Source organism: Streptomyces muensis, assembly GCF_021474425.1.
GTDB lineage: Bacteria > Actinomycetota > Actinomycetes > Streptomycetales > Streptomycetaceae > Streptomyces > Streptomyces muensis.
Genome location: NZ_JAKEIP010000012.1, coordinates 26103 through 50122, shown reverse-complemented (window position 1 = coordinate 50122; position 24020 = coordinate 26103). Strand labels below are relative to the sequence as shown.

22 protein-coding genes are annotated in these 24020 nt (G+C 72.7%); 12 read left to right on the top strand and 10 right to left on the bottom strand.

Going from position 1 to position 24020, the window contains the following annotated elements:
• Nucleotides 1–2 precede the first annotated feature (2 nt).
• From L0P92_RS05675 to L0P92_RS05665, 3 genes are read left to right on the top strand one after another with little or no spacing between them, the layout of a single operon-like run.
• Nucleotides 3–917: an NAD-dependent epimerase/dehydratase family protein gene (locus tag L0P92_RS05675; protein ID WP_234761400.1), complete on the top strand. Its 915-nt coding sequence runs from the start codon at nucleotides 3–5 to the stop codon at nucleotides 915–917.
• Complete coding sequence (locus L0P92_RS05670) at nucleotides 914–1576, top strand: spherulation-specific family 4 protein (RefSeq protein WP_234761399.1); 663 nt, start codon at nucleotides 914–916, stop codon at nucleotides 1574–1576. Before L0P92_RS05675 ends, L0P92_RS05670 begins: the two co-directional genes overlap by 4 nt.
• Nucleotides 1573–2355, top strand: a complete 783-nt coding sequence (locus L0P92_RS05665) for an endo alpha-1,4 polygalactosaminidase (RefSeq protein WP_372497205.1) — start codon at nucleotides 1573–1575, stop codon at nucleotides 2353–2355. The genes L0P92_RS05670 and L0P92_RS05665 overlap by 4 nt, the downstream gene beginning before the upstream one ends.
• A 56-nt stretch (nucleotides 2356–2411) precedes the next feature.
• Here the strand turns inward: L0P92_RS05665 and L0P92_RS05660 are convergent, their stop codons facing one another.
• Both L0P92_RS05660 and L0P92_RS05655 read right to left on the bottom strand, forming a co-directional pair.
• Nucleotides 2412–3263, bottom strand: a complete 852-nt coding sequence (locus L0P92_RS05660; RefSeq protein WP_234761398.1) for a phosphotransferase enzyme family protein — start codon at nucleotides 3261–3263, stop codon at nucleotides 2412–2414.
• A gap of 11 nt (nucleotides 3264–3274) precedes the next feature.
• Nucleotides 3275–5980, bottom strand: coding sequence for a SpoIIE family protein phosphatase (locus tag L0P92_RS05655; RefSeq protein ID WP_234761397.1), 2706 nt, complete (start codon nucleotides 5978–5980; stop codon nucleotides 3275–3277).
• A gap of 126 nt (nucleotides 5981–6106) precedes the next feature.
• Between L0P92_RS05655 and L0P92_RS05650 the strand changes: the two genes are divergently transcribed.
• On the top strand, nucleotides 6107–7240 hold the full coding sequence (locus L0P92_RS05650; protein WP_237695268.1) for a PP2C family protein-serine/threonine phosphatase: 1134 nt from the start codon (nucleotides 6107–6109) through the stop codon (nucleotides 7238–7240).
• A 15-nt stretch (nucleotides 7241–7255) separates the two neighbouring features.
• On the opposite strand, the gene L0P92_RS05645 is transcribed toward L0P92_RS05650, so the two are convergent.
• Together L0P92_RS05645 and L0P92_RS05640 are read right to left on the bottom strand one after the other, a co-directional pair.
• On the bottom strand, nucleotides 7256–7921 hold the full coding sequence (locus L0P92_RS05645) for a class I SAM-dependent methyltransferase (protein ID WP_234761395.1): 666 nt from the start codon (nucleotides 7919–7921) through the stop codon (nucleotides 7256–7258).
• Between the two features lie 280 nt (nucleotides 7922–8201).
• Nucleotides 8202–9542, bottom strand: a complete 1341-nt coding sequence (locus L0P92_RS05640; protein ID WP_234761394.1) for a hypothetical protein — start codon at nucleotides 9540–9542, stop codon at nucleotides 8202–8204.
• A gap of 114 nt (nucleotides 9543–9656) precedes the next feature.
• Here L0P92_RS05640 and L0P92_RS05635 point away from each other — a divergent pair, with 114 nt between their 5' ends.
• Nucleotides 9657–10895, top strand: coding sequence for a molybdopterin-dependent oxidoreductase (locus tag L0P92_RS05635; RefSeq protein ID WP_234761393.1), 1239 nt, complete (start codon nucleotides 9657–9659; stop codon nucleotides 10893–10895).
• Nucleotides 10896–11211: 316 nt separating this feature from the next.
• Here L0P92_RS05635 and L0P92_RS05630 read toward each other — a convergent pair whose 3' ends face one another.
• The 3 genes from L0P92_RS05630 to L0P92_RS05620 are packed head-to-tail and all read right to left on the bottom strand — an operon-like array spanning nucleotide 11212 to nucleotide 13351.
• Nucleotides 11212–11976: a class I SAM-dependent methyltransferase gene (locus L0P92_RS05630; protein ID WP_234761392.1), complete on the bottom strand. Its 765-nt coding sequence runs from the start codon at nucleotides 11974–11976 to the stop codon at nucleotides 11212–11214.
• Nucleotides 11973–12659 (bottom strand): TIGR04282 family arsenosugar biosynthesis glycosyltransferase, encoded by a 687-nt coding sequence (locus L0P92_RS05625; protein ID WP_234761391.1) that lies wholly within the window; start codon nucleotides 12657–12659, stop codon nucleotides 11973–11975. The genes L0P92_RS05630 and L0P92_RS05625 overlap by 4 nt, the downstream gene beginning before the upstream one ends.
• Complete coding sequence (locus L0P92_RS05620; RefSeq protein WP_234761390.1) at nucleotides 12656–13351, bottom strand: glycosyltransferase family 2 protein; 696 nt, start codon at nucleotides 13349–13351, stop codon at nucleotides 12656–12658. The genes L0P92_RS05625 and L0P92_RS05620 overlap by 4 nt, the downstream gene beginning before the upstream one ends.
• Nucleotides 13352–13473: 122 nt before the next feature.
• Between L0P92_RS05620 and L0P92_RS05615 the strand changes: the two genes are divergently transcribed.
• Together L0P92_RS05615 and L0P92_RS05610 are read left to right on the top strand one after the other, a co-directional pair.
• Complete coding sequence (locus L0P92_RS05615; protein WP_234761389.1) at nucleotides 13474–14217, top strand: response regulator transcription factor; 744 nt, start codon at nucleotides 13474–13476, stop codon at nucleotides 14215–14217.
• Nucleotides 14210–15322 carry a sensor histidine kinase gene (locus tag L0P92_RS05610; RefSeq protein ID WP_234761388.1) on the top strand — a complete coding sequence of 371 codons (1113 nt, stop codon included), beginning with the start codon at nucleotides 14210–14212 and terminating at the stop codon, nucleotides 15320–15322. Before L0P92_RS05615 ends, L0P92_RS05610 begins: the two co-directional genes overlap by 8 nt.
• 31 nt (nucleotides 15323–15353) lie before the next feature.
• Here L0P92_RS05610 and L0P92_RS05605 read toward each other — a convergent pair whose 3' ends face one another.
• Nucleotides 15354–16355 (bottom strand): NAD-dependent epimerase/dehydratase family protein, encoded by a 1002-nt coding sequence (locus tag L0P92_RS05605; RefSeq protein ID WP_234761387.1) that lies wholly within the window; start codon nucleotides 16353–16355, stop codon nucleotides 15354–15356.
• Nucleotides 16356–16479: 124 nt separating this feature from the next.
• Between L0P92_RS05605 and L0P92_RS05600 the strand changes: the two genes are divergently transcribed.
• The 3 genes from L0P92_RS05600 (at nucleotide 16480) to L0P92_RS05590 (ending at nucleotide 18992) form a co-directional block, all read left to right on the top strand.
• Nucleotides 16480–17211: a flavodoxin family protein gene (locus L0P92_RS05600; protein ID WP_234761386.1), complete on the top strand. Its 732-nt coding sequence runs from the start codon at nucleotides 16480–16482 to the stop codon at nucleotides 17209–17211.
• A gap of 89 nt (nucleotides 17212–17300) precedes the next feature.
• Entirely contained in the window at nucleotides 17301–17984 is a 684-nt protein-coding gene (locus L0P92_RS05595) for a HEAT repeat domain-containing protein (protein ID WP_234761385.1), read from the top strand.
• 3 nt (nucleotides 17985–17987) lie between these two features.
• The gene (locus L0P92_RS05590; RefSeq protein WP_234761384.1) at nucleotides 17988–18992 is read left to right on the top strand and encodes a MerR family transcriptional regulator; all 1005 of its coding nucleotides are present in this window, start codon (nucleotides 17988–17990) and stop codon (nucleotides 18990–18992) included.
• Nucleotides 18993–19092: 100 nt separating this feature from the next.
• Here the strand turns inward: L0P92_RS05590 and L0P92_RS05585 are convergent, their stop codons facing one another.
• Entirely contained in the window at nucleotides 19093–19815 is a 723-nt protein-coding gene (locus tag L0P92_RS05585) for a dienelactone hydrolase family protein (RefSeq protein ID WP_234761383.1), read from the bottom strand.
• A 318-nt stretch (nucleotides 19816–20133) separates the two neighbouring features.
• Here L0P92_RS05585 and L0P92_RS05580 point away from each other — a divergent pair, with 318 nt between their 5' ends.
• Both L0P92_RS05580 and L0P92_RS05575 read left to right on the top strand, forming a co-directional pair.
• Nucleotides 20134–20508 (top strand): VOC family protein, encoded by a 375-nt coding sequence (locus L0P92_RS05580; RefSeq protein ID WP_234761382.1) that lies wholly within the window; start codon nucleotides 20134–20136, stop codon nucleotides 20506–20508.
• Between the two features lie 135 nt (nucleotides 20509–20643).
• Complete coding sequence (locus tag L0P92_RS05575; RefSeq protein ID WP_234761381.1) at nucleotides 20644–21387, top strand: hypothetical protein; 744 nt, start codon at nucleotides 20644–20646, stop codon at nucleotides 21385–21387.
• Nucleotides 21388–21394: 7 nt separating this feature from the next.
• On the opposite strand, the gene L0P92_RS45400 is transcribed toward L0P92_RS05575, so the two are convergent.
• Nucleotides 21395–23983, bottom strand: a complete 2589-nt coding sequence (locus L0P92_RS45400; RefSeq protein WP_308289624.1) for a CHAT domain-containing protein — start codon at nucleotides 23981–23983, stop codon at nucleotides 21395–21397.
• Nucleotides 23984–24020 lie beyond the last annotated feature (37 nt).

Below are 24020 nucleotides of genomic sequence, written 5' to 3'. Positions count from 1 at the left end.
CCATGCGCATCCTCGTACTCGGCGCCACCGGCTATCTGGGCACGCACGTCGCCGAGCACCTGCGCGCCCGGCCGGACACGCGGGTCCTCCTCGCCGGCCGCTCGCCCGCCGCCGACGTCACCGTGGACCTCGCCGCCGACCGCCCGCGGGCCCTGGCGGCGGCGCTCGCCGAGGCCGCGCCCGACGCCGTCGTCAACTGCGCGGGCGCGACCGGCGGCGACGCCGTCACCCTCGCCGAGGCCAACGCCCGCGGGCCCGCCGCGCTGTGCGCTGCCCTGCGGGAGGCGGCGCCCGGGGCCCGGCTGGTCCATCTGGGCTCGGCCGCCGAGTACGGGCCCACCGAACCAGGAGTACGGGTGACGGAGTCGGCGCCGACCCGGCCGGCCGGCCCGTACGGCGCGACCAAGCTGGCGGGCACGGTGGCCGTGACCGCGTCCGGGCTGGACGCGGTGGTGCTGCGGGTGGGGAACCCGGTCGGCCCGGGCGCCCCGCCCACCGGGCTGCCGGGCCGGGTGGCGCGCCTGCTCGCCGACGCCGGGGACGACCCGGACGCGGAGCTGCGGCTCGGCGACCTGTCCGCGCACCGCGACTTCGTGGACGCACGAGACCTGGCGCGGGCTGTCCGACTGGCGGTCACGGCACCCGGACCGCTGCCGCCCGTGCTGAACATCGGCGGCGGCGACGCCCGCCCGGTCCGCGACCTGATGCGCGCCCTCGCGGACGCGGCCGGCTTCCGGGGCCGGATCGTCGAGGCGGGGGCAGCCGGATCCGCCCGGTCCGCCCAAGTGTCCTGGCAGTGCTCGGACATCACCGCCGCGCGCGACGCCCTCGGCTGGACGCCGACGCGCACCCTCGACGCGTCGGTGGCGGATCTGTGGGCGGCCGCCCGCCCCGTCGAGGGGGTACCGGCGCGGTGAGCCTGCTGATCCCGCTGTACGTGCATCCGGCCGAGGATCCCGGTGCCTGGCACCGGCTCATCACCTGCGCCACCCGCACCTACGCCGTCGTACTGAACCCGGCGAACGGCCCCGGCGGCGCCCCGGACCCGGCGTTCGCCACGGCCGCCCGGGCACTGCGCACAGCGGGAGCCCGTGTGCTGGGCTACGTCGACACCGACTACGGCGCCCGCGACCCCGCACAGGTCACCGAGGACCTGCGCCGGCACCAGGAGTGGTACGCCGTCGACGGCTGCTTCCTGGACCAGGTGACGGCGGCACCGCACGGACTGCCCGACTGCCGTCGCCTGGTCCGCGCCGCCCGCAGGCTCGGCGCCGCCACGGTCGTGCTCAACCCCGGCGTCCACCCCGCGCCCGGCTACGCCCGGCTCGCCGACCTGACCGTCACCTTCGAAGGCCCCTGGTCGCGATACGTGTCGGACTTCAGCCGCCCCGCCTGGACCGAGCGGCTGCCCGCCGAGCGGCTGTGCCACCTGGTCTACGGCGTACCGGAACCGCTCGTGCCGCTCGCCATGCGAACGGCGGGGGAACGGGGCGCGGGAGTGTGCGGACCGGTCACCGGCGACCTGCCCAACCCCTGGTCGCGGTTGACGCCCGCACTGGCGGAGGCGGACCGGTGAGGCGGTTGGCCTCGGCCGTCGTAGCCACCCTGCTGACCCTGACCACCCTGGCCGCCTGCTCCGACGCCCCTGCCCCCGGCGAGCGCTGGCAACCGCGCCCCGGGCTGGCCTGGCAGTGGCAGCTCGACGGCAGGGTCGACCCGTCCGTCGACGTACCCGTCTACGACATCGACGGATTCGAGAACTCCGCCGACGACGTGGCACGCCTGCACCGCGACGGTCGCAAGGTGATCTGCTACGTCAACGTCGGCGCCTGGGAGGACTTCCGCCCCGACCGACGCGCCTTCCCACGCTCGGTCCTCGGCAAGCCCAACGGCTGGCAAGGCGAACGCTGGCTGGACATCCGCCGCCTCTCGCTCCTGCGGCCCCTGATGGAACGCCGCTTCGACATGTGCCGCGACAAGGGCTTCGACGCGGTGGAACCGGACCTCGTCGAGGGCTACGGCAACGACACCGGCTTCCCGCTCACGGCGCGCGACCAGCTCCGGTACAACCGCATGATCGCCGCCCTCGCGCACGAGCGTGGTCTCGCCGTCGGCCTCAAGAACGACCTGGCCCAGATCCCGCACCTGCTGGACGACTTCGACTTCGCGGTCAACGAGGAGTGCGCCCAGTACGACGAGTGCGAGCTGCTGGAGCCGTTCATCTCGGCGGACAAGGCCGTCTTCCACGTGGAGTACGCGGAGCCCACGGCCCGGTTCTGCCCGACGGCCCGCGAACTGCGCCTGTCGTCGATGCGGAAGAAGCCGGAACTGGACACCTGGCGCAGACCGTGCTGAGAGGCAGGCCTTTGCCGGCTCTGGAGCTGTCGGCGATACCCCGACACGACTCCTTGTCAGCCAGGGGCGTCCGGGTCGTCGCGATCGAGTGCCGCCCGGATCTGACCGAGCCATTCCGCGGCCAGTCGGCGCCCGTCCGGGAGCTGGTCGTCGCGGTCCCAGCGCCAGGTCGTGATCATCGCCAGCACCAGGAGCCGGCACTCGCGCAGCAGGTCCGGGTCGACGCCCGGGTAGTGCGCGCCGATGGCGGCGGGCGCATGGGCGAGGTCGAATTCGACGGGGCCGCGGCAACATGTCTCTAGGTCGATGAAGAGGGGCCCGTTCTTGGTGCTGAGCAGGTTGCCCGGGTGCGGCTCGCCGTGCAGGAGTTGCTCGGTGCCGCCGCGCTCGCCGATGGTTCGTCTCAGGGTGCGTAACGTGTCGCCGAGAAGCTCCCGGTCCGGGTCGGCCAGTGCCGGGGTCCGGTCGCGGTCGGCCAGCAGTCGTTGAGCCTGTTCGACGCGATCCGTGAAGTGCGGTGTCGGCACCTTGAGTTCGCGCATGCCGACATGCAACCGCTCAAGTGCGTCGGCGTAGTCGGCCGGTGAGATCTCTCCAGGAGTCACGGGCTCGTAGTAGGTCCACAGCGTGATCACGAAGCCGTCATGCTCATGGACGCGTGGCTCCACCCGAGGATCGACAGCGGCCACCGGGCATCCGGCGTCGACCAGCCGTTGGGCGAGGTCGACTTCGAATCGCGCGACCTGGTTCCCGACCGGTGCCACCCGGGCGAGGACGTCACAGGGCAGCAGACGCAGAGTGAGCTTGTTGGAGTCATGAAGCACGACCGCGTCGTCGACCGCCAGGCCGGCCGACGTCGTGGTCGACATGGCCGTGGCCACCGCCCGCGGCACCTCTGACACCCGCATACCTGAGCACGCTACCAAGGGGCAGCTGGAACGGGCTGTTGGAGGGCCTCGGGGAGGGCCTGTTCGGCCCAGATGACCTTGCCCTGGGGGGTGTAGCGGGTGCCCCAGCGCTCGGCCATCTGGGACACCAGGAACAGGCCCCGGCCGCCCTCGTCCGTCGTCGCCGCGTACCGCAGATGCGGTGAGGTGCTGCTGCCGTCGGCCACCTCGCAGATCAGGGTGCGGTCGCGGATCAGCCGTACGTGGATGGGCGGGGTGCCGTAGCGGATGGCGTTGGTGATGAGTTCGCTGAGGATGAGTTCCATGGTGAAGCCGAACTCCGACAGGCCCCACGCTTCGAGGCGTTCGGACACGGCGTCGCGCATCCCCGAGACGGCGGCCGGATCCGCCGGCACGTCCCATTCGGCGATCCGGTCGGGCGGCAGGGCCCGTGTGCGGGCGACGAGGAGGGCGACGTCGTCCTTGGGACGGCGGGGGAGCAGACTGTCCAGCACGTCCTGGCAGGTCTCCTCGGGCGGCCGGCCGGGGTGGCCGGTGAGCGCCTCGCGCAGCAGTTCCAGTCCCACGTCCAGGTCGCGTCTGCGGTCCTCGATGAGGCCGTCGGTGTACAGCACGAGCTGGGTTCCCTCCGCGAGGCACACCTCCGCGGTCTGGAAGGGCATGCCGCCCAGGCCCAGGGGCGGGCCGGCCGGCACGTCCGGGAAGGTGACGGATCCGTCGGGCCGGACCAGCGCCCGCGCCAGATGCCCGGCACGCGCCACGACGTAGCGGCGCGTCACGGGGTCGTAGATCCCGTACAGGCAGGTGGCCCCCACGACGCCCGCCGCGCTCTCCGCGGCCTCCTTCTGGTCGATGCTCCCGACGAGGTCGTCCAGATGGCTCAGCAGCTCGTCGGGCGGCAGATCGAGGGCGGAGAAGTTGTGCACCGCGGTCCGCAGCCGGCCCATCGTGGCGGCGGCGTGCAGACCGTGGCCGACCACGTCGCCGACGGCCAGTGCCACCCGGCTCCCCGGCAGGGGGATCACGTCGAACCAGTCGCCGCCCACACCCGACTGGGCGGGCAGATAGCGGTAGGCGATGTCGAGGGCGTTCTGCGCGGGCATGGCCTGCGGCAGCAGGCTGCGCTGGAGGGTGACCGCCAGGGTGTGCTCACGAGTGAAGCGGCGGGCGTTGTCGATGCTGATCGCGGCACGGGCCACCAGCTCCTCCGCCAGTGACAGATCCTCCTCGTTGAAACGCTCGTGCTGCCGCGCACGCCAGAAGTTGGCCATGCCCAGCACCACGCCCCGGGCCTGGATGGGGGCGGTGATCAGGGAATGGATGCCGTAGTCGATGATCGCCCTGGCCCGCTCGGGGTCCTGCACCCGCCAGCCCGTGGCGGTCGGCAGGTCGCTCACCAGCTGGGAGCTGCCACTGCCGTAGCCGCGCGCCTGGGGCGTGGAGGGCAGATAGTCGAAGAGCCGGCCCTGCGCGGAGAGCGGATGGTCGTCCCGGATGCCGCACACGGCCGCCCGTCGCATGTCCGTCGCGGTCGGGGCCGGCTCCTCGCCGTGCAGGACGGCGTCGGCCAGGTCCACGGTGACGAAGTCCGCGAAGCGGGGAACGGGAACCCGCGCCAGCTCGCCCGCGGTGCGCAGCACGTCCAGGGAAGTGCCGATGCGCAGTCCGGCGTCGTACAGCAGCCTGAGCCGCTCCCGTGCCACCTCCGCCCTGCCGGTCACGGCCTGGAGCTCGGTGGAGTCGCGCAGCGTGACCACCGTTCCCCTGGGGTCTCCCTCGCGGTCCGTGGGCCGCTGGTTGACCGCGAGCAACCGCTCTCCCGCGAGGTGCACCTCGTCGGTGGCCTCGCGCCCGGAGGCGAGCAGCTCCCGGGTGCCGGGATCGAGGCCCGGCAGTTCCGCGACGGGCCGCCCCTCGACGTCCGAGGGCAGCTCCAGCAGCCGTCTGGCCTCGTCGTTCGCCAGGATCAGCCGTCCGTCGGCGGCGACGATCAGCACGCCTTCCCGGACGGAGTGGAGCACCGTGTCGTGGTGCTCGTACATCAGGCTCATCTCGGCCGGGGCCAGGCTGTGCGTCTGCCGTCGCAGCCGCCTGCCCACCAGGGCCGTCACACCGGTGGACAGCACGAGCGCCCCGGCTCCGGCGCCCAGGATGATCGGCAGTTGCCGGGCCAGCTGGCTCTCGACGTTCTTGACCTTCATCCCGGCCGAGACGAGGCCCACCACCTCGCGGTCGGCGTTCTCGATCGGGACCGTGGACTGCACCTCGCGACCGAGCGGGCCGTTGACGCTCTCCACGTACGTCCGGCCCTCCAGGGACGGCCCGATCTCGCCCACGAACCGCTTCCCGATCCGGTCCGGCAAGGGGTGCGTGTACCGGATGCCCTCGGTGTCCATGACCACGATGAAGTCGACGCCGGCCGCCTTGCGTGCCGCCTCCGTGAGCGGCTGGAGGATCCTGCTCGGATCCGGGGTCCGCAACGCCGCGAGGACGCCCGGTGCGTGCGCGAACGTCTGTGCCACGGCTGTGGAGCGGCGCCTTGCCTCGGCGTTGTTGTCCCGCTCCGACTGGAGGATGAGGGCGAAGACCCCGCAGGCCACGAGCAGCACGACCAGGGCCACCTGGAAGATCAACACCTGCCCGGCCACGCTTCGCGTGCCCTTGCTGATCAGGCGTTTCACCGAGAGGTGCGGAAAACGGGCGAAACGATTCGCCATGCGACCTTTTTAACACCGGTGATCCCAAGTGGCCAGGCCCGCGCGCTCGGCCCCGGCCTGGACGGCAGTGTGCGGTGCTCCCCGCGCCCTATGCCCGCTTGGGTCGATATGATGCATTTTGTGATCATGCCTGGGTGGCTGTGGCGCCGTCGGGCGGCTCCTGCCTATGCCGGCCGATGGGATGCCGCCCGGCTGTCGCCCGTGGTCCTGACCGTCCTCATCGTCGCCCTGGCGTCCTCGACACCCAGGGAGATCGCCTTCAGCCGCCTGCTGCCCGCCGCGCCCGCCCTCGCCGCCGCGATGTGGCCCGTGCTCCCCACCGTTGTGCTGGGGGCGTTCTGCTTCCTGTTCATGATCGTCCTCAGCTTCTTCCACACCGATCTCGGGACGCAGTACACCTCCGCCGCGATCATCGCGGTCACCTTGGCGGCCGCGTACGGCAGCCATGTCCGGCTGCAGCGCGAGGAGATCCTCTTCCAGGTCAGACTCGTCGCCGACGCGGCCCAGAAGGTGCTGCTGCGCCCGCTGCCACGCCGCATCGAGGACGTCGAGATCGAGTCCCTGTATCTCGCGGCCCAGGAACAGGCCCGGATCGGCGGCGACTTCTACGAGGCGATCGGCACCCCGCACGGGGTCCGGCTGCTCATAGGCGACGTGCGGGGCAAGGGCCTGTCCGCGGTCGGGGCCGCCTCGGCGGTGATCAGTTGCTTCCGGGAGGCCGCGTACGACGAACCCGACCTGCACGGCATCATCCACCGCCTGGAGACGACCATCTCGCGCCACAGCGCCGCGTTTCCCATCCAGGACCAGCCCGAGCACTTCGCCACCGCCCTGCTCGCCGAGATCCCGCACGGCGGCGGCCACATACGCATCCTCAACTGCGGACATCCCCCGCCACTGATCGCCCACTGCGGGAAGGTCCGGCTCCTCGAACCCACCATCCCCTCACCGCCCCTCAACCTCGCGGCACTCATCGGTGACCGCTACTGGGTCGACAGGGTCTCCTTCACCCCGGGTGACCAGCTCCTGCTCTACACGGACGGCGTGTCCGAGACCCGGGACCACGCGGGCCAGTTCTTTCCCCTGCCGGACTGGATGCGCGGCCAGGGCGCGGAACAGCCCCGTGAACTCCTCGACCGCCTGCACCGGGATCTGCTCCAGCACAGCGGCGGAAGGCTCGACGACGACATCGCCGCCCTCGCGCTGAGGTGCTCGGGCGCGCAGGACCGGGAAGCGGTGGGCGCCGAGGGTTCGGCGTAGGCCCGGGCGCTCCGCTCACCCGGGGAGGGTCTGCGTGACGCGCCACAGCCGCCGCGGCAGGCCACCCTCCTCGAAGGCGTGCACCTCCTGAAGGCTCCAGCCTTGCGCGAGGGCGTCGACCAGTTCACGGGAGAAGAAGTGGACGGCGAAGCCACCGTGCTCCCAGATGTCGTCGCCGTGCCCCGTCCCCACCCCGTAGTGCGCGTCCGCGGTGTGACGGACGGTGTACACGAAGACTCCGCCCGGCCTCAGGACCCGGCGCACCTCTGCGACCAGGGCGTGGATCTCCTCGGTGGACAGCGCCATGCAGAGCAGCATGTGCGCGAACACGCCGTCCACCGAGGCGTCCGCGAGCGGCAGTGGCTCGCGGACGTCGTGGACCGCCGTCGTGACCCGTTCGGCCAGGCCTCGGGCGGCGGCGGCCTCACGCAGCTGCTCCAGACCCACCGGGCTGAAGTCGGTGGCCAGCACGGTGTAGCCCTCGCGTGCGAAGAACAGCGCGTCACGGCCGTGCCCCGCACCCAGCTCCAGCAGCGCTCCGGCGCGGGCGGCGCGGAAGACCCCGGCGGCGTGGACTGCGGGTTCGGACGGCCTCTCGCCGTACATCCCCGGATGCTCCCCGTACGTCCGCTGCCAGTGCTCACGCTGGACCGCGGCCAGCTCCCGCGCGGACTCCGACATGCTGACGCCCTCCATTCCGGCGTTTCCGGCTGGGTGCACCGCCCCGGTGGCCATGACGCCAGCCTAGGTCGACATCACGTCGTCATCTCGAAGGGCGGTCGCTGGTGCCCGGCTGCTCTCCAGGCACAACCCGTACGGCCCTCCGCGACGGCGAGCCCCACCGGCGGGGGCCACGCCGTCGCGGTGTCGGCCGGGCCGCCGGGGGCGCCACAGGCACGGCCACGTCGGCCTGCGACGCGGCATGGCCGGCCACACCTGGCGCACCACGCCCCCCGTCCGGTCACCACCCGGTCAGCAGCAGATGGTTGAGGAGCAGCGCCAGGAGCGCCTGGGCGGCCAGCCAGGCGCGGGGCCGGTTGAGGAGGGCGCACGCCGGGAGGAGCCAGATCGCGAAGGGCAGCCAGATCCGTTCCGTCTCCGCCTTGCTCATGCCGGACAGGTCGGCGACCAGCAGGGCGAGGAGGGCGGCGGACACGAGGAGGGCGAGGCGGGCCTCGGCGGTCCGGCCGTGGGTGCCGCCACGGGCGCGAACGAGCACCGCACCGGTCCGCCGCAGCCCCGCCACCGTTGCCAGGCCCGTGATGAGCACGGCGCAGGCCAGGTTGGCCCACACCCAGTAGTCGTAGGGGCGGATCCCGCCCACACCCTGGTGGTAGCGCGTCACCAGCAGGCGGTACGCCTCCCACCAGTCGAACCCGGCGAGCGTGAACAGCGCCGGGACCACGGCCAGCCCGGCGAACAGCGGCACCAGCAGGGCGGGCCGCTCCCGCAGCCCGCGCCGGCCGAGCCACAGCACCGCCGCCCCGATCAGCGCGACGAGCGTGAGGCCGTACGACAGATAGCAGGTCAGACCGAACAGCAGGCCGGACGCCCCGGCCCACCACAAGGACCGTCCGGTCACCGCCAGCGCCAGCAGCGCCACCGCCCAGGCAGCCACCGCGGCGAAGTACGCGTCGGCCGAGGTCCCCATCCACACGGCGGCCGGCGCCAGCACGAGAAAGGGGGCCGCCCTGCGCGCGAGCGTCTCGTCGGCCAGGGCGCGGACGGTGACCAGCACGGCCACACAGGCCGTCGCGCCGACGGTGATGCACCACACCCCGGCCCAGCCCCCGCCGCCGAGACCGATCCGGTCGAGCAGGACGAAGGTGAGCGGAGCGGCCGGCGGATGACCGGCGACGTGGGCGGGCCAGTGGTCGGGGGAGCCGAGAAGGATGTGGCCGGTGAAGCCGCGCAATGCGTTCGGGATGTCGTCGAAGCGGTCGATGACCTGGAGGTACTCGTGGCGGCTGGTGAGCCGGCGGGCGATGCCCCGGTGCCAGCCGTCGATCAGGGCGAGGGAGAAGATCCACACCAGGGCCGTGGCCCAGGCCAGCGGGAGCAGCTTCCGCCAGGGGAGACGGGCCGCGAGGGCGGGCCCGTACACCACGGTGCCGATCGCCACGGCGACGGCCGCCGGAGTGCCCGGACCCAGGTGCGGGCCCCAGGTCGCCAGCAGCGGCGGCCAGTTGACGAAGAGGGTGTGGCTGGTCGACTGAATGTGGTGGCCGATCAGCACGGCTGCCGTCACGAGGAGTACGGCGGCCACCGAGGCGTACAGGTCACGGCGCAGGGAGCGGGTCACGCCCGGAACGCTAGGCCGACAGGGCGGGTGCGGACCGCCGTCCGGGCCGGACGTCAGCGTTTCGTCATCGTTTACGCACCCATTCCCGGGCAGGTCCGGGCCTACGGTCGGGCCATGCGAGACGATCCACGCGATACGCGGCTCCCCTCCTCACCGGGCTTCTGGCGCAGCCCGCTGCGCGGCCCCTGGTTCACCTCGGTGCTGGGCCTCGTCCTGCTCGTCGGCATCACCGTGCTGTTCGTGACGGGCCTGGTCTCGTACGCGGCCTACAACCCGGACCTGTCGCCGGTGAACGACAAGACCCCGGACAAGGGGATCCTCGGCTTCTACCTCTTCGCCTGGCCGACGAACCCGCACTGGCTGTACCGGCTCAACCAGGGCGTCCACGTCACCCTCGGCATCACCCTGATCCCCGTCCTGCTCGCCAAGCTGTGGTCCGTCGTACCGAGGCTGTTCGCCCTGCCCCCGGCCCGCTCGCTCACACACGCCCTGGAGCGGATCTCCCTGCTGCTCCTGGTCGGCGGCGGGCTGTTCGAGTTCGTCACCGGGGTGCTCAACGTCCAGCTCGACTACGTCTTCCCCGGCTCCTTCTACCCCCTGCACTTCTACGGCGCCTGGGTGTTCTTCGCCGCGTTCGTCGCCCACGCGCTGCTGAAGATGCCCATCGCGCTGCGCAACCTGCGACAGCTCCGCGAGGAGAAGAACGACCTGGTGTCACCGCGCCCCGCCGACCCGACCGTCTCCCGGCGCGGCGCCCTGTGGTTCGTCGGAGGTGGCTCGCTGCTGCTGTTCGCCACCACGGCCGGGCAGAGCTTCGACGGCCCACTGCGGCGCACCGCGCTCCTCGCACCCCATGGCGGCCGCGAACCCGGCAGCGGACCGAACGGCTTCCAGATCAACAAGACCGCCGCGTACGCCGGCATCGACGCGGCGGAGACGGGCGCCGACGCCTGGCAGCTCGTGGTGACAGGACGCACCGGCACCGTCCGCCTGAGCCGCTCCAGGCTCCTCGAACTCCCCCTGCACAGCTCGGCGTTGCCCATCGCCTGCGTCGAGGGATGGTCGACGTCCGACCAGTGGTGGCGCGGGGTGCGGCTGCGCGACCTCGCGGCGCTCGTCGGCCACGACGACCCGCCCGACCTGTTCGTCGAGTCCCTCCAGCGACGCGGCGCCTTCCGGAAAGCCGCCCTGCGCGCCAACCAGGTGGCCGACCCCCGCTCCCTGCTCGCCCTGTACGTCAACGGCGAGGAGCTGTCCCCCGACCACGGCTACCCGGCACGCATCATCGTGCCCGCCGCACCCGGTGTGCTCAACACCAAGTGGGTGGCCCGGATGACGTTCGGAGACCTGTGATGCGCCCGCCGCGGATCCCCCTCGGAAGCCCCTTCCAACTCCTGCTGCTCGCCTGCTCGTTCGCGCTCGCCGCCTACGCGGGGATCCGGCTCCTCGCGGACGACTGGTTCGGCGTGGCGCTGTGGTTCGTGGGCGCGGCAGTGCTGCACGACCTGGTGCTGCTGCCGCTCTACGCGACCCTGGACCGGGCGACCGTACGGGGACTCGGCGCTGTGCGGCGCCGGGACTGGGCGATGTACGTGCGCGTACCGGCGGCCCTGTCCGGACTGCTCCTTCTCGTGTGGTTTCCGCTGATCAGCGGGAGGGTGGAGCAGCGCTACCCGTCCGCCACCGGGCTGCCGGAGGTCGGGTTCCTCACCCGTTGGCTGCTGATCACCGCCGTCCTCTTCGGCGGCTCGGCACTGCTGCTGGCGGTGCGACTGCGGCGGCTGCGCAGGGCGACGAAGCAGCGTCCGCCCGCCGTCCACTGACCGGCACGCTCCCAGCCCCGCGCGTACCGCAGCAGCGCCATGCTGCCGAGCCGCGCCCAGGGAAAGTGGTCGTCGGCCTCACCGGAGGCGGTGGGGCCGACGACCTGCACCTGGGCGCGTTCGTCGACGTCCACCGGTGCGGTCTCGGCGATCAGCAGGCCGCCGGGGCGCAGCAGCGCGGCCACCCGGTCCAGCAGGGCGCGCGGGTCGCCGCCGATGCCGACGTTGCCGTCCATGAGCAGGACCGTGCCCCAGCGGCCCTCGCCGGGCAGCGGCTCGAAGACCGAGCGCCGCAGCGCCGGGCCGCCGAGCCGCACGGTGCGGTCGACGGCGGCCGCGCTGACGTCGATGCCGAGCACGGCCCGGCCCCGGGTGGCCAGTTCCGCCACCAGCCGTCCCGGCCCGCACCCCACGTCCAGCACGGTGCCCTCGCACCGGTCGAGCACCGCCCGGTCGACCGCGTCGGCCCGGGCGCACCAGCGTTCCACCTCCAGCGGCAGCAGCCAGCCGTCGGTGCGGCGCAGGAACAGCGGGCCGTGGCCGCAGCGCAGGGCGGCCGCGTAGGGGTCGGCGGCCGCCCAGGCGGCGGTGGTGGCGGGCACGGTGCTCATCGGGGGCCGGCCGGGGGCGTGGCCGGCCGCGTTGCCGGCCCGGATTCCCGGGAGGAGTCGGCTCCCGCGACCGCCATGCACCGGGCCAGTCGTGCGGCGAACCGGCTGTGCGGGGCCAGCGCGGCGACGGCGTGGGCGTCGGCGGCGGTGTCGACGTCGCGCATCCGGGGCAGGTCGCGCACCCGCAGCCCCGCGCGGATCAGCCGCTCGCGTTGCAGCGCGCCCGTCACGGCGGTCGACATGGGAACGCCCCGCAGCAGACCGGGGTCGGGTTCGGCCAGTCCGAGCGCCCAGAAGCCGCCGTCCTCGGCAGGCCCGAACCAGGCGTCGCAGTCGGAGAAGTCGACGTCGAGCAGTTCGGGTGTCACCTGCGGGGTGTCCATCCCGATCAGCAGGGCCGGGCCGGCGCAGCGCGCGAAGGCGTCCGCCAGGCGCTCGTCCAGGCCGCCCGCGCACTGCGGTACGACGTCGAAGCGGGGCGGCAGCCAGGGACCGGGGGTGCCGTCGAGGACGAGGACCCGCCGGGCGGCGGATACGGCCGCCACCGCGTGGAGGGTGTCGGCGAGGGCCGCCTCGGCCAGCCCGGCCGCCTCCTCGGGCGTGAACGGCGGGGTGAGCCGGGTCTTGACCCGGCCAGGTCGCGGTTCCTTGGCGATGACGAGCAGCGTGGTCGACACACTCAACGGACGGTTCCTCCTCCATGCGCGGGCGTCTCGCCCAGCACGCGACTCATGTCCCGCACGGCCTGCCAGGTGCCCCGCCAGGTACCCGTCACCTTCGAGGCCCCGGAGCGCGGCAGGTACGGCACGTCGTGCTCCGCGATCCGCCAGCCGGCGTCGGCCGCGCGCACGACCATCTGGAGCGGATAGCCGCTGCGCCGGTCGGTGAGGCCGAGGGCGAGCAGCGGCTCCCGGCGGGCGGCGCGCAGCGGACCGAGGTCGTGCAGTCGCAGTCCGGTGCGGCGGCGCAGCATCCGCGCGAGCGCGAGGTTGCCGACGCGGGCGTGCGCGGGCCACGCGCCCCGCCCCTGCGGGCGTCGCCGGCCCAGCACCAGATCGGCCTCGCCGTCGCGCACTTCGCGTACGAAGGGCACGAGCAGCGACGGGTCGAGGGAGGCGTCGCAGTCGCAGAAGCACACCACGTCGGCGGTGGCGGCCCGCAGCCCGGCGTGGCAGGCGGCGCCGAAGCCCCGGCGCGTCTCGCGCACGACGGTCGCGCCGAGCGCGTGGGCGATGGCGGCCGAGCCGTCGGTGGAACCGTTGTCGACGACGAGTGCGCGCCAGCCCGGCGGGATCCGTTCGAGAACCCAGGGCAGGGCCTCGGCCTCGTTCAGACAGGGCAGCACCACGTCGACGTCGGAAGAAGTCGTCGTCACGCTTTCACCCTACGAACGCGAAGCGGACATAACGGACTCCCGCTCCTTACGAAACGCGGACGTCGAAGGCGAGGTGATGGTCGGACGCGGCATCTCAGGCGGCGCGGTGCGAGGCTGGGGGCATGCAGGAACAGCCGTACGAGCCCCCGGTGGCGCGAGTCCGTGAAGAGGCCCCCCGGATCCTGGTCGTCGACGACGATCCGACCGTCGCCGAGGTCGTCGCCGGATACCTGGACCGCGCCGGTTACGCCGTCGACCGCGCCGACGACGGTCCGACCGCCCTCACCCGTGCCGCCGCGCACTGGCCGGACCTGGTCGTCCTGGATCTGATGCTGCCCGGCATGGACGGCCTGGAGGTGTGCCGGCGCATCCGCGGGCACGGCCCGGTGCCGGTCATCATGCTCACCGCCCGCGGCGACGAGGACGACCGCATCCTGGGCCTGGAGGTCGGCGCCGACGACTACGTCACCAAGCCCTTCAGCCCGCGCGAGCTGGTGCTGCGGGTGGAGTCGGTACTGCGCCGCAGCCGCCCCGCCGACACCGGGCAACGGCTGGCAGCGGCCGGCCTCAGCGTCGACCCCTCGGCCCGCCGCGCCACCAAGAACGGCGTCGAACTCGCCCTCACCCTCAGGGAGTTCGACCTGCTCTCCTTCTTCCTTCGGCATCCGGGGCGGGCGTTCGGCCGCGAGGACCTGATGCGCGAGGTGTGGGGCTGGGACTTCGGCGACCTGTCGACGGTCACCGTCCATGTCCGCCGTCTGCGCGGCAAGGTCGAGGACGACCCGGCCCGGCCCCGGCTGATCCAGACCGTGTGGGGCGTGGGCTACCGCTTCGAGCCCACGGGAGCGGAGGCCGATCATGCGTGACACCCTGCTGATCGCCCTGTACGCCTTCGCCGGCGCGGCCGCCTCCGGTCTGACCGGAGCGGGCGTGCTGCGGCTGATCCGGCGCCGCTCGCTCACCGCCTCGCTCACCGTGGTCGCGGCGGTCGGAGTCGTCGCCATGCTCGCGGGGACGCTCGCCGTCGCCTGGGCGATGTTCCTCTCCCCGCACGACCTGACCGTCGTCACCACCGTCGTCGCCATGGCGGCCGTCGTCTCCCTGGCCACGGCGCTGCTGCTGGGCCGCTGGGTCGTCGCCCGCAGCCACGAACTCGCCATAGCCGCACGCTCCTTCGGCGACGGCGGCGCGTTCCAGGCCCCCGTCGAGCCGGCCACCGCCGAACTGGACACGCTCAGCCGCGAGTTGGCGGCCACCAGCGCCAGACTCGCCGAGTCCCGGGAACGGGAACGCGCCTTGGAGACCTCCCGGCGTGAACTCGTCGCCTGGATCTCGCACGACCTGCGCACCCCACTGGCCGGCCTGCGCGCCATGTCCGAGGCCCTGGAGGACGGCGTCGCCGCCGACCCCGACCGCTATCTGAAGCAGATGCGCACCGAGGTGGAACGCCTCAACGACATGGTCGGCGACCTCTTCGAACTCTCCCGCATCCACGCCGGCACACTCCCGCTGACCCTCGCCCGGATCTCCCTCTACGACCTGGTGGGCGACGCCCTCGCGGGAGCCGACCCGCTCGCCCGGGAATACGGGGTGCGGCTGGTGGGCGGCCGCATCGAGCCGGTCCCCGTGGAGGTGGACGGCAAGGAGATGAGCCGGGTGCTGGGCAACCTGCTGGTCAACGCCATCCGCCGGACCCCGGCCGACGGCACGGTCGCCATCGCAGTGGAGCGTTCCGCCGAGGGCGTGGTGCTGTCGGTGACGGACGGCTGCGGAGGCATCCCGGACGAGGACCTGCCGCGCGTCTTCGACACCGGCTGGCGCGGCACGCACGCCCGGACACCCCCGGCCGGCGCGGGGCTCGGCCTCGCCATCGTCCGCGGGATCGTGGAGGCACACAGCGGCCGGACCACCGTACGCAACATCCCCGGCGGCTGCCGCTTCGAGGTGGTGCTGCCCGCCGCCGCTTCCTGAACGCGGGCAGCACCACCGGTCCGTCAGGGGCCTACGCCCCGCGCATCCCGGACCGGGCGAACTCCGCCATGCCCTCCTCGAACCCGACCTCCGGCTTCCACCCCAGCTCCTCGCGCAGCCGCGACGAGTCCGCCGTGATGTGCCGTACGTCCCCGAGCCGGTACTCACCGGTGACGACCGGATCGGGCCCGCCGTGGGCGGCGGCCAGCGCCCGCGCCATCTCGCCGACGGTGTGCGGCTCACCGCTGCCGGTGTTGTACGCCGTGAGCCCGCCCCGGGCGGCCGCGGCCTCCAACGCCACCACGTTGGCCGCCGCCACGTCCCGGACGTGCACGAAGTCCCGCCGCTGCCGCCCGTCCTCGAACACCCGCGGCGCCTCACCCCGGGCGAGCGCCGAACGGAAGAAGGAGGCGACACCGGCGTACGGGGTGTCGCGGGGCATTCCGGGGCCGTACACGTTGTGGTAGCGCAGCGACACCGCCGATCCGTCGGCGCAGCGGGCCCAGGCGGCGGCCAGGTGTTCCTGGGTGAGCTTGGTCGTCGCGTACACGTTCCGCGGATCGGCCGGGGCGTCCTCGCCGACCAGACCGGGGGAGAGGTCGGCCCCGCACACCGGGCACGTCGGCTCGAACCGGCCCGCGTCGAGGTCGGCGACGGCACGCGGCCCGGGCCGTACGACACCGTGCCGCGGGCACGCGTACCGCCCCTCCCCGTAGACCACCATCGACCCGGCCAGCACGAGACGCCGTACGCCCGCCTCCGCCATGGCGGCGAGCAGCACCGCGGTCCCCAGGTCGTTGCGCGAGACGTACTCGGCCGCGTCGGCGACCCCGTTGCCGAGCCCCACCATCGCGGCCTGATGGCACACGGCGTCCACACCGCGCAGCGCGCGACCCACGGCCACCGGGTCCCGCACGTCCGCGCCGGGATCCTCCCGCACATCGAACACGACAGGCTCGTGCCCGCGTGCCGCGAGCGCCTCGACCACATGGGACCCGATGAACCCGGCACCGCCGGTGACCAGTACACGCATACGGCCACGCTAGGTCCGTACGGGCGCCGCGCCCCTGTTCCACGCCTGCACGTCATGACTCCGTAAGGCATGCGCGGGTGCGTCGGACCGGGACAAAACGGAAGCCCCGCGAGACGCTGCCCGCATGACATCCTCACTCTCGACCGACACCCCGTCCCGCTACGACGACCTGACCGCCCTGTACATCAACTGCACGCTCAAACCGTCCCCGCAGCTCAGCCACACCCAGGGCCTGATCGACAAGAGCCGGGCCGTCATGGAGACCGGCGGCGTGCGAACGGACCTGATCCGCGCCGTCGACCACGACATCGCTCCCGGCGTCTACCCGGACATGACGGAACACGGCTTGGCCACCGACGCCTGGCCGGCCCTGTACGAGAAGGTGATGGCCGCGGACATCCTGGTGCTCGCCGGCCCGATCTGGCTCGGCGACAACAGCTCGGTCACCAAGCGGATCATCGAGCGTCTCTACGCCTGCTCCTCACTGCTCAACTCCCAGGGGCAGTACGCCTACTACGGTCGCGTCGGCGGCTGTCTGATCACCGGCAACGAGGACGGAGTGAAGCACTGCGCGATGAACGTCCTCTACAGCCTCCAGCACCTCGGCTACACGATCCCGCCCCAGGCGGACGCCGGCTGGATCGGTCCTGCCGGGCCCGGGCCGTCGTACCTCGACCCGGGTTCCGGCGGCCCGGAGAACGACTTCACCAACCGCAACACCAGCTTCATGACCTGGAACCTGATGCACATCGCCGCCCTGCTGAAACGCGCCGGCGGCATCCCCGCCCACGGCAACCAGCGCTCACAGTGGGACGCCGGTTGCCGCCCGGGTGCGGACAACCCCGAGCACCGCTGACGTCACCTCGCGGAGCAGGAGCAAGAGGGCCCTGTTTGACCTTGACACCGTGACAAGGCCTTCACTTGGCCGCCGAGGAGGTGGTCGCGATGACGATCACGGGACAGGGCATGAACGCGCACACGGACGCGGAGGGAGCGCTCCAGGGGTTGGCGGACGGCCGTTCGTCCGTACGACTGCGGGCCGCAATGGCGGTCGGCACAAAACCCGACCCGCGTTTCGTCGAAAGGCTCGTCGAGCGATGCGCGATCGAGCCCGAGTTCTTCGTCCGCGACATGCTGACCTGGGCGCTCACCCGCCACCCGGTGTCCGCGACACTGCCCGCGCTGCTCCGCGAAGTCCGCTCGGAGCGCGCGCAGGCACGCAGCCAGGCCCTGCACACGCTGTCCAAGATCGGGGACCGCCAGGCGTGGCCGGCCATCACCTTGTCGCTCCTGACGGACGCCGACGACGAGGTCGCGCGCAGCGCCTGGCGGGCGGCGGTCGTGCTCGTACCGGAAGGAGAGGAGCCCGAGTTGGCCAAGGCCCTGGCGTCGCAGCTCGGACGCGGCGGCCGGGAGACGCAGCTGAGCCTCAGCCGGGCGCTGGTCGCGCTGGGCGAGGTGATCGAGCCGGCCCTGCGCGCCGCGACGACGGCGCCCGACCCGCGCGCCCGCGCGCACGCGCTCGCCACACAACGGCTGCTGCGCGACCCCGACACTGGATTCGAGTACGCGATCGAGGAGGCGAAGCGCGTCGTGGCCCTCGGCGGGTCCGGCGAGGAGGGACGATAGGGCGTGTTGATCGGTGAGGTGGCGCGACGGTCCGGGGTCAGTGCCCGCATGCTCCGGCATTACGAGTCGCTGGGACTGGTGTGTCCTTCGGGCCGTACCGGCTCCGGCTATCGGGAGTATTCCGGGGAGGACATCCAGCGGATCTTCCACATCGAGAGCCTGCGGTCGCTGGGCCTGTCGCTGCGTGAGATCGGACGCGCCCTCGACGACCCCGGCTTCACGCCCTCGGTGCTGGTCGCCGACCTCATCCGCCAGACGCGCGAACGCATCGCGGCGGAGACCGAACTGCTCACACGACTACGCCGGATCGATGCCGCCGACCCCGCCGGCTGGGAAGACGTCCTCCAGGTCGTCGCACTCCTCCAGGCACTCCAGTCCAAGAGCGCCGACGCGCGCCAGCGGGCCGCCCTCTCCGCGGCCGACGACGTTCCGGTCCCGGTGGAGGCCCTGGTCGAGGCGGCACTGAACGAGACGGAGCCGAACGTCGCCGGAGCCCTTCGCTGGGCTCTGGCGCGATCGGGCGACGCCGGCACGGCACTCCTGGCGGAGGGCCTCGACTCCCCGGTGGCCGCGGTACGCGAACGCGCCGTACAGGCCCTTGTCGAGATGCCGGACGGGGAGGCGAACGCGTACCTACGGGATGCCCTCGCGCACTCTGACGCCGTCGTCCGCGCCCACGCCGCCGTGGCACTCGGGACACGGGGCGTGGCCGACGCGGTCCCGACACTCCTCGACATGATCGTGGAGGGACGGAACGACACCGACGCGGCCGACGCACTGAGCGTGCTCGCGATCGACACCGAGACGGCGGACCGGCTCGCGACCGGACTCGCCGACCGCCTCGCCCACGCCGCGACCGAAGCACCTGCCCGCGGACGGCTGACCCAGGCTCTGGCGGGCATTCCGGGGGCGACGGCGTCACGCGCCCTGGCGGAGCTGTCGCATGACGCGGACCGGGCCGTGGCGTTGACCGCGACGTATCTGCTCCAGCTACGGGACGTACGGTGACGATGGCGTCGACCTGCACGACGCCATCGTCCCGTCTCAACCCTCAGCTCTCAGCTCTGGAGTCGTGAGAGCTACCACCGCATGGACGGACGGCCCGGCCTCACTTCAGGTGTCGGTCCAGGAACCGGCACCCGTCCTCCAACTCGAACCACGGCGTGCCGGTGTGCCCGCCCAGGTTGGCGTGCAGGGTCTTCTCCTTGCTGCCGAAGGCGTCGAAGAGGTCCAGGGCCCGTTGCCGGGGGTTCCCTTCGTCGTCCCACTGCAGTAGGAACAGCAGCGGAACGGTGACCTGCCGGGCTTCCTCGCGCTGGGCACGGGGCACGTAGCCCCCGGCGAAGAAGCCCGCGGCCGCGATGCGCGGCTCGACGACCGCCAGCCGGATACCGAGGGCGGTCCATCCTCCGGAGTACCCGACCGGGCCGCCGATCTCGGGCAGTTCAAGGAGGGCGTCCAGCGTGGTCCGCCATTCCGGGACCGCGTTCTCGACCAGCGGCCCGATGAACGACTCGAAGATCTCGTCGACCGGTTCACCGGCCTGCATCGCCCGACGGAGGTCGGCACGGGTCTGCTCGTCGGCGGCGGAACGGGGACGGTCACCGCAACCGGCGGCGTCGATGCTGGCCACCGCGTAGCCGCGCGCCGCGGTGTACCGGGCCCGGGCCACCAGCCTGGGGTCCGCCTTGGGCAGCCCGTTGTTGTGGGCCATCAGGACCAGCGGGGCCGGTGCGGATCCGGAGGTCCACAGTGTGCCGGGGATCTCGCCGAGGGTGAATTCGCGTTGCAGGACGCCGTCGTCGAGGCGCTTTTCAGAAGTGAACTGCATGGTCGTGCCTTTCGGGAGTGCGCGTGAACGGCGCTCCCGGACGACCTGCCTATCGCCCGACCGTGACCCCGGAGGGGAGCACCCATGTCGATACTGCGTTCACGGGTACCACCTCCTCGTTCTCTCGCACGGCCTCCGGGAGACTAGCAACCGCCGCCGTGGCCCGCCAAAGAGTTTTTCCGGAGGCTCGGCCTACTGCCTCAGCACCGTGAACCGCCATGCCAGAAGACTCCGACCTGGGCCTTCGGAAAGTCCGGGCGGCAGGGAATACTCACCGGCATGCGCGGACGACCCGACCACGAGCCCAGTACCCCTCGGATGTCCAGACACGACTGGTGGGGCATCGTGCTTGAAGCGCCCGACCCGCAGGCGCTGGCGCGCTTCTACTCAGAGCTGTTGGGCTGGGAGATCGCCAAGGAGGACCCCGACGGGGCGGCCATCGCGCCGCCCGAGGGCGTCGCCTACCTCGCCTTCCAACTCTCGGACGGTTACATCCCTCCCGTGTGGGCCGCCCAGGAAGGTGCTCAACGGATGACCATGCACCTCGACTTCGAGGTCCTGGATCTGCCCGAGGCCGTGGCGCACGCGGTGGAACTCGGCGCACGGGAGAGTGAGCACCAGCCGCAGGACAACGTCAGAGTGATGATCGACCCGGCCGGCCATCCCTTCTGCCTCTACCAGGACGACAACTGATCGGCTCTCAGAATCGGCACCTGGAGCACTCCGACCTGTCTCTGACCTGTAGCTGCTATGGAAGACAACCGCGCCAACCGGGAGAATGGCCACACACCGACGGCGTCAGACGGTGGACCGACGGAGGGGGCGACGGTGGCGGGGGTCACGCTGAACGTGGCGATCGGGCTGCTCACCAGCATGGTCAGCGGGGGGTTCGTCTGGCTGTGGCAGCGCGGGCGGAACACACGGGCGCTGCACCGCAAGGCACGGTTCTTCGGGATGCGGCCGGGTGAGTCGTGCATCGTCGTCATGAACCACAAGTGGGACCGGCCGGGCGTGGCCGCGCATCATGACGTACAGGCCATGGTCGAGGCCGCGGTGCTGGCCCGCGAACTGGGCTGCGAGGTGTCGATGCGCGTCAGCGGCGACTTCCGCGACAGCAACGGACCGAGCGTGGAGTTCTGCATCGGCGGCCCGGAGAACGGCTCGAACGTACGAACCGCCGGGCACCTGGAGCACAACCTCCCCGGCATCGAGGTGCGGCCCTTCAGCGACCGGCCGGACTCCATGGCCTTCGTGGTGGGGGAGGAGACCTTCCCGTGGGACCGCGGGCGACGCGAGCACGTGCTCGTCGCCAAGTTCCGGCCGGTGTCCGCGACACGGCCCGTGTTCGTCGTCTGCGGCCAGAGCGCCGTCACCAACCACGCGGCGATGGTCTTCCTGCGCCGCTCCCACCGTGAACTGTCCGCCCGGCTCGCGAGCACGGAACGCTTCTGCCTCATCCTGCGGGTCGACGCGATTGCCACGTACGGCGTCCAGGGGACCACGCTCGCCCGGGACGTCTCGGCGGCGGCCTTCGAGCCCCGGCCGGGCCTGCGCACCGCGGTGACCGGCTGACCCGGGATCAGTCTCCGGCCCCCATCACACACATGCCGGCCCAGTCGTACGGGCCGAGTTCGGGATGCCGGTCGCGCAGGGCGCGCGCGGCGGCCCGCAGCGCCGACCGCGCAGGCATCCCCTCGGCGACGTACCGCAGGGTCTCCCCGGCGATACGGGCGGCGGCCTGCTCACCGATCCGGCCGACACCGGCGACGACCGTCCGCGCGCCCCCGAGAAGGCCTCCGACGGCCAGACTCAACGGGTCCCGCCCGTAGCGGCTGGCCGCGGTGGCGCTCCAGCAGCCCACGAGCAGCAGCAGTTCGGGCAGCGGCAGGGTGGCCAGCGAGTCCAGGGTGACCCCGGACGGACCCAGCACCGAGTCACCCGAGTCGCGCGAGTCGCGCGGGGCGGCGCCGTGACCGCTGACGTAGAGCAGGGCCGGGTCCGGGAGCCCCGCCACTTCAGCCAGGGCGCCGAGCGGCCGGTGCCCGCCGGGCCAGGCGTCCAACGCCGCCCGCTCACGCGAGTGCGCGGGCAACGCGTCGTCCAAGAGGCTGCCCGCCGTCCCCACGCCTCGCGCCGCCGTCCCCGCACCTCGTGCCGCCGGGCCGGCCTGCCGGGCCCGGTCACGGACCAGGCACAGGGTGCGCAGGCTCGGCGTCAGCGTCACCTCCGCCACGTCCACCAGCGCGGTCTCGCCGCGCAGCAGGGCACCGTAGGGCACATGCCACAGACGGGGATCCGGGCAGATCACGACGGACCGCGGGACTTCGGGCGTGCCCTGCCAGATCTCCGGGGCGGGCATCAGCAACTCGCCCAGCGCCTGCCACACGGCCCGTGCCACGCCCCGTGGCGGCAGCGGCGTACCGGCGGCCATCCGCCCGATCCACGCGTCCAGCCGCTCAGGCACCGGCTCCACCGTCGCGCGCCACCGGCCACCCCGCTCCCGCACGGCCGTCGACGACCACCAGCCCGCGGTGCCGTGGCCCAGCTGCACCATCACGACCACGTCCGCGAGCCCGTCCAGGTCCTCGGGTGACGGCAGCCCGCCCGGCAGGGGCAGGACACCGATCTCGTCGGCGCTCCCGCCCGCCAGCACCCGCGCCACGTCCGAGCCCAGCGCGAACAGGTCGTCCAGCCGGCCGTCGTCGGCCGGCGGCGGCAGCAGCGGCAGCCCGGTCAGCGGGCGGGTCAGTGAACTCCCGTCCAGCAGCACCCGGTTGAGCACATCGGCCCGGCCCAGCTCCATCACCTGGGCCACGGCGCCGTGATCCGCGACGGCGCAGTGCAGCCGGATCGCCGCGGCGTACACCTCCTCGCGCTCCGCGTGCACACCCCAGCGGGCCTCAGGGGCGCTCAGCAGGTCGCGTTGCAGTTCCGCGCCGGTCAGCGCGCCGCGTCCGGCGGCGAACCAGACGGCGGAGGGCAGCACCGACTCGTCGGAGATCGACAGCGCCTCGTGGAGGGCCTGCCAGGTGCGCGCCAGATCCTGGCGGTCCGGGCGGCAGGCGGTCGTGAGGATCACGCCCAGATGCGCTGCGGCCTCGCGCTGGTCCCCGCCGGAGGCGAGCAGGGCACGCGCCAGGTGCCGCCGCCAGCGCAGCGCTTCGAGGGAGTCGTCGTCCTGCCGCTCCTGCCCGGCCCGCCGTGCCGTGGCGGCCGCGCCCGCGAAGTCCCCCGTCGCGTACTGGATGTCGGCCCGCTCCAGCAGAACCTGTCCGAGCCGGGCGTGCTCACCGGCCCGTTCGCACTCCTCGGCCAGTTCGTCCGCCAGTGCCAGGGCGTCCGCGGTGCGTCCCAGCGCCCTCAGACAGTCGATCCGGGAAATCCGGGTGATCACGAGGTTGTCCGCGCTCACCCCGGTGAACAGGGACTCGGCGCGCAGATAGGCGGCAAGGCCCGTCCGCGGATCCCCGACCATGACGTACAGCCGCGCCTCGCGTACGGCGATCATGCCGCGCGTCAGATCGTTCACCTCACTCTCGTGCGCCTCGGCCAGGTTCCGTGCCTCGGCGAGCGTCGCGAGCGCGAGGTCCAGCCGTCCCGACAGCCGTTCGCCCAGGCTGCGTTCGAGCAGAACCTGTACGTGGATCAGCGCCATGCCGGGCCGGTCAGCGAAGGCGCGGCACACCTCGAGCGCCTGCTCGCACTGGGCGATGCCCTCCTGGTACCCCCCGGTCAGCCCCCGCAGCGTGGCCAGTTCACGCCGGGCCACCGCGTGCGCCCTGGCCATCGACTCGTCGAGGGGGCGGGCGAGTTGGGCGTGGTCCCACGCCTCGGCGACCACGAAGCCGCCCCGCAGCCGGTGACGCATGGCCAGCAGGCTCGTGACGGCGACGACCTTCGCGCCGTCGCCCGCCCGGACCGCGGCCACGCGGGCGGCCAGCAGCAACCGAAGGCTCCGCCGATACCGACCCTCCCGCCACGCGTCATCGGCCAGATCGCCGTAGAACCCGGCGAGTTCGCCCCACTGCCCGAGCCCGTGCAGCCCGGCCGCGGCCCGCGCAGCGCGCTGCCAGATCTCCGGGTCCGGCGGCTCGCCCGGCATGCCGCGGAACACGGCCCGAGGCTCCAACAGGGCGTCCAGAAGCGGGGTTTGGGGACGTGTTGCCACGTGGTCATGCAATCACGAGGAGTGGGACAAGGGAGGG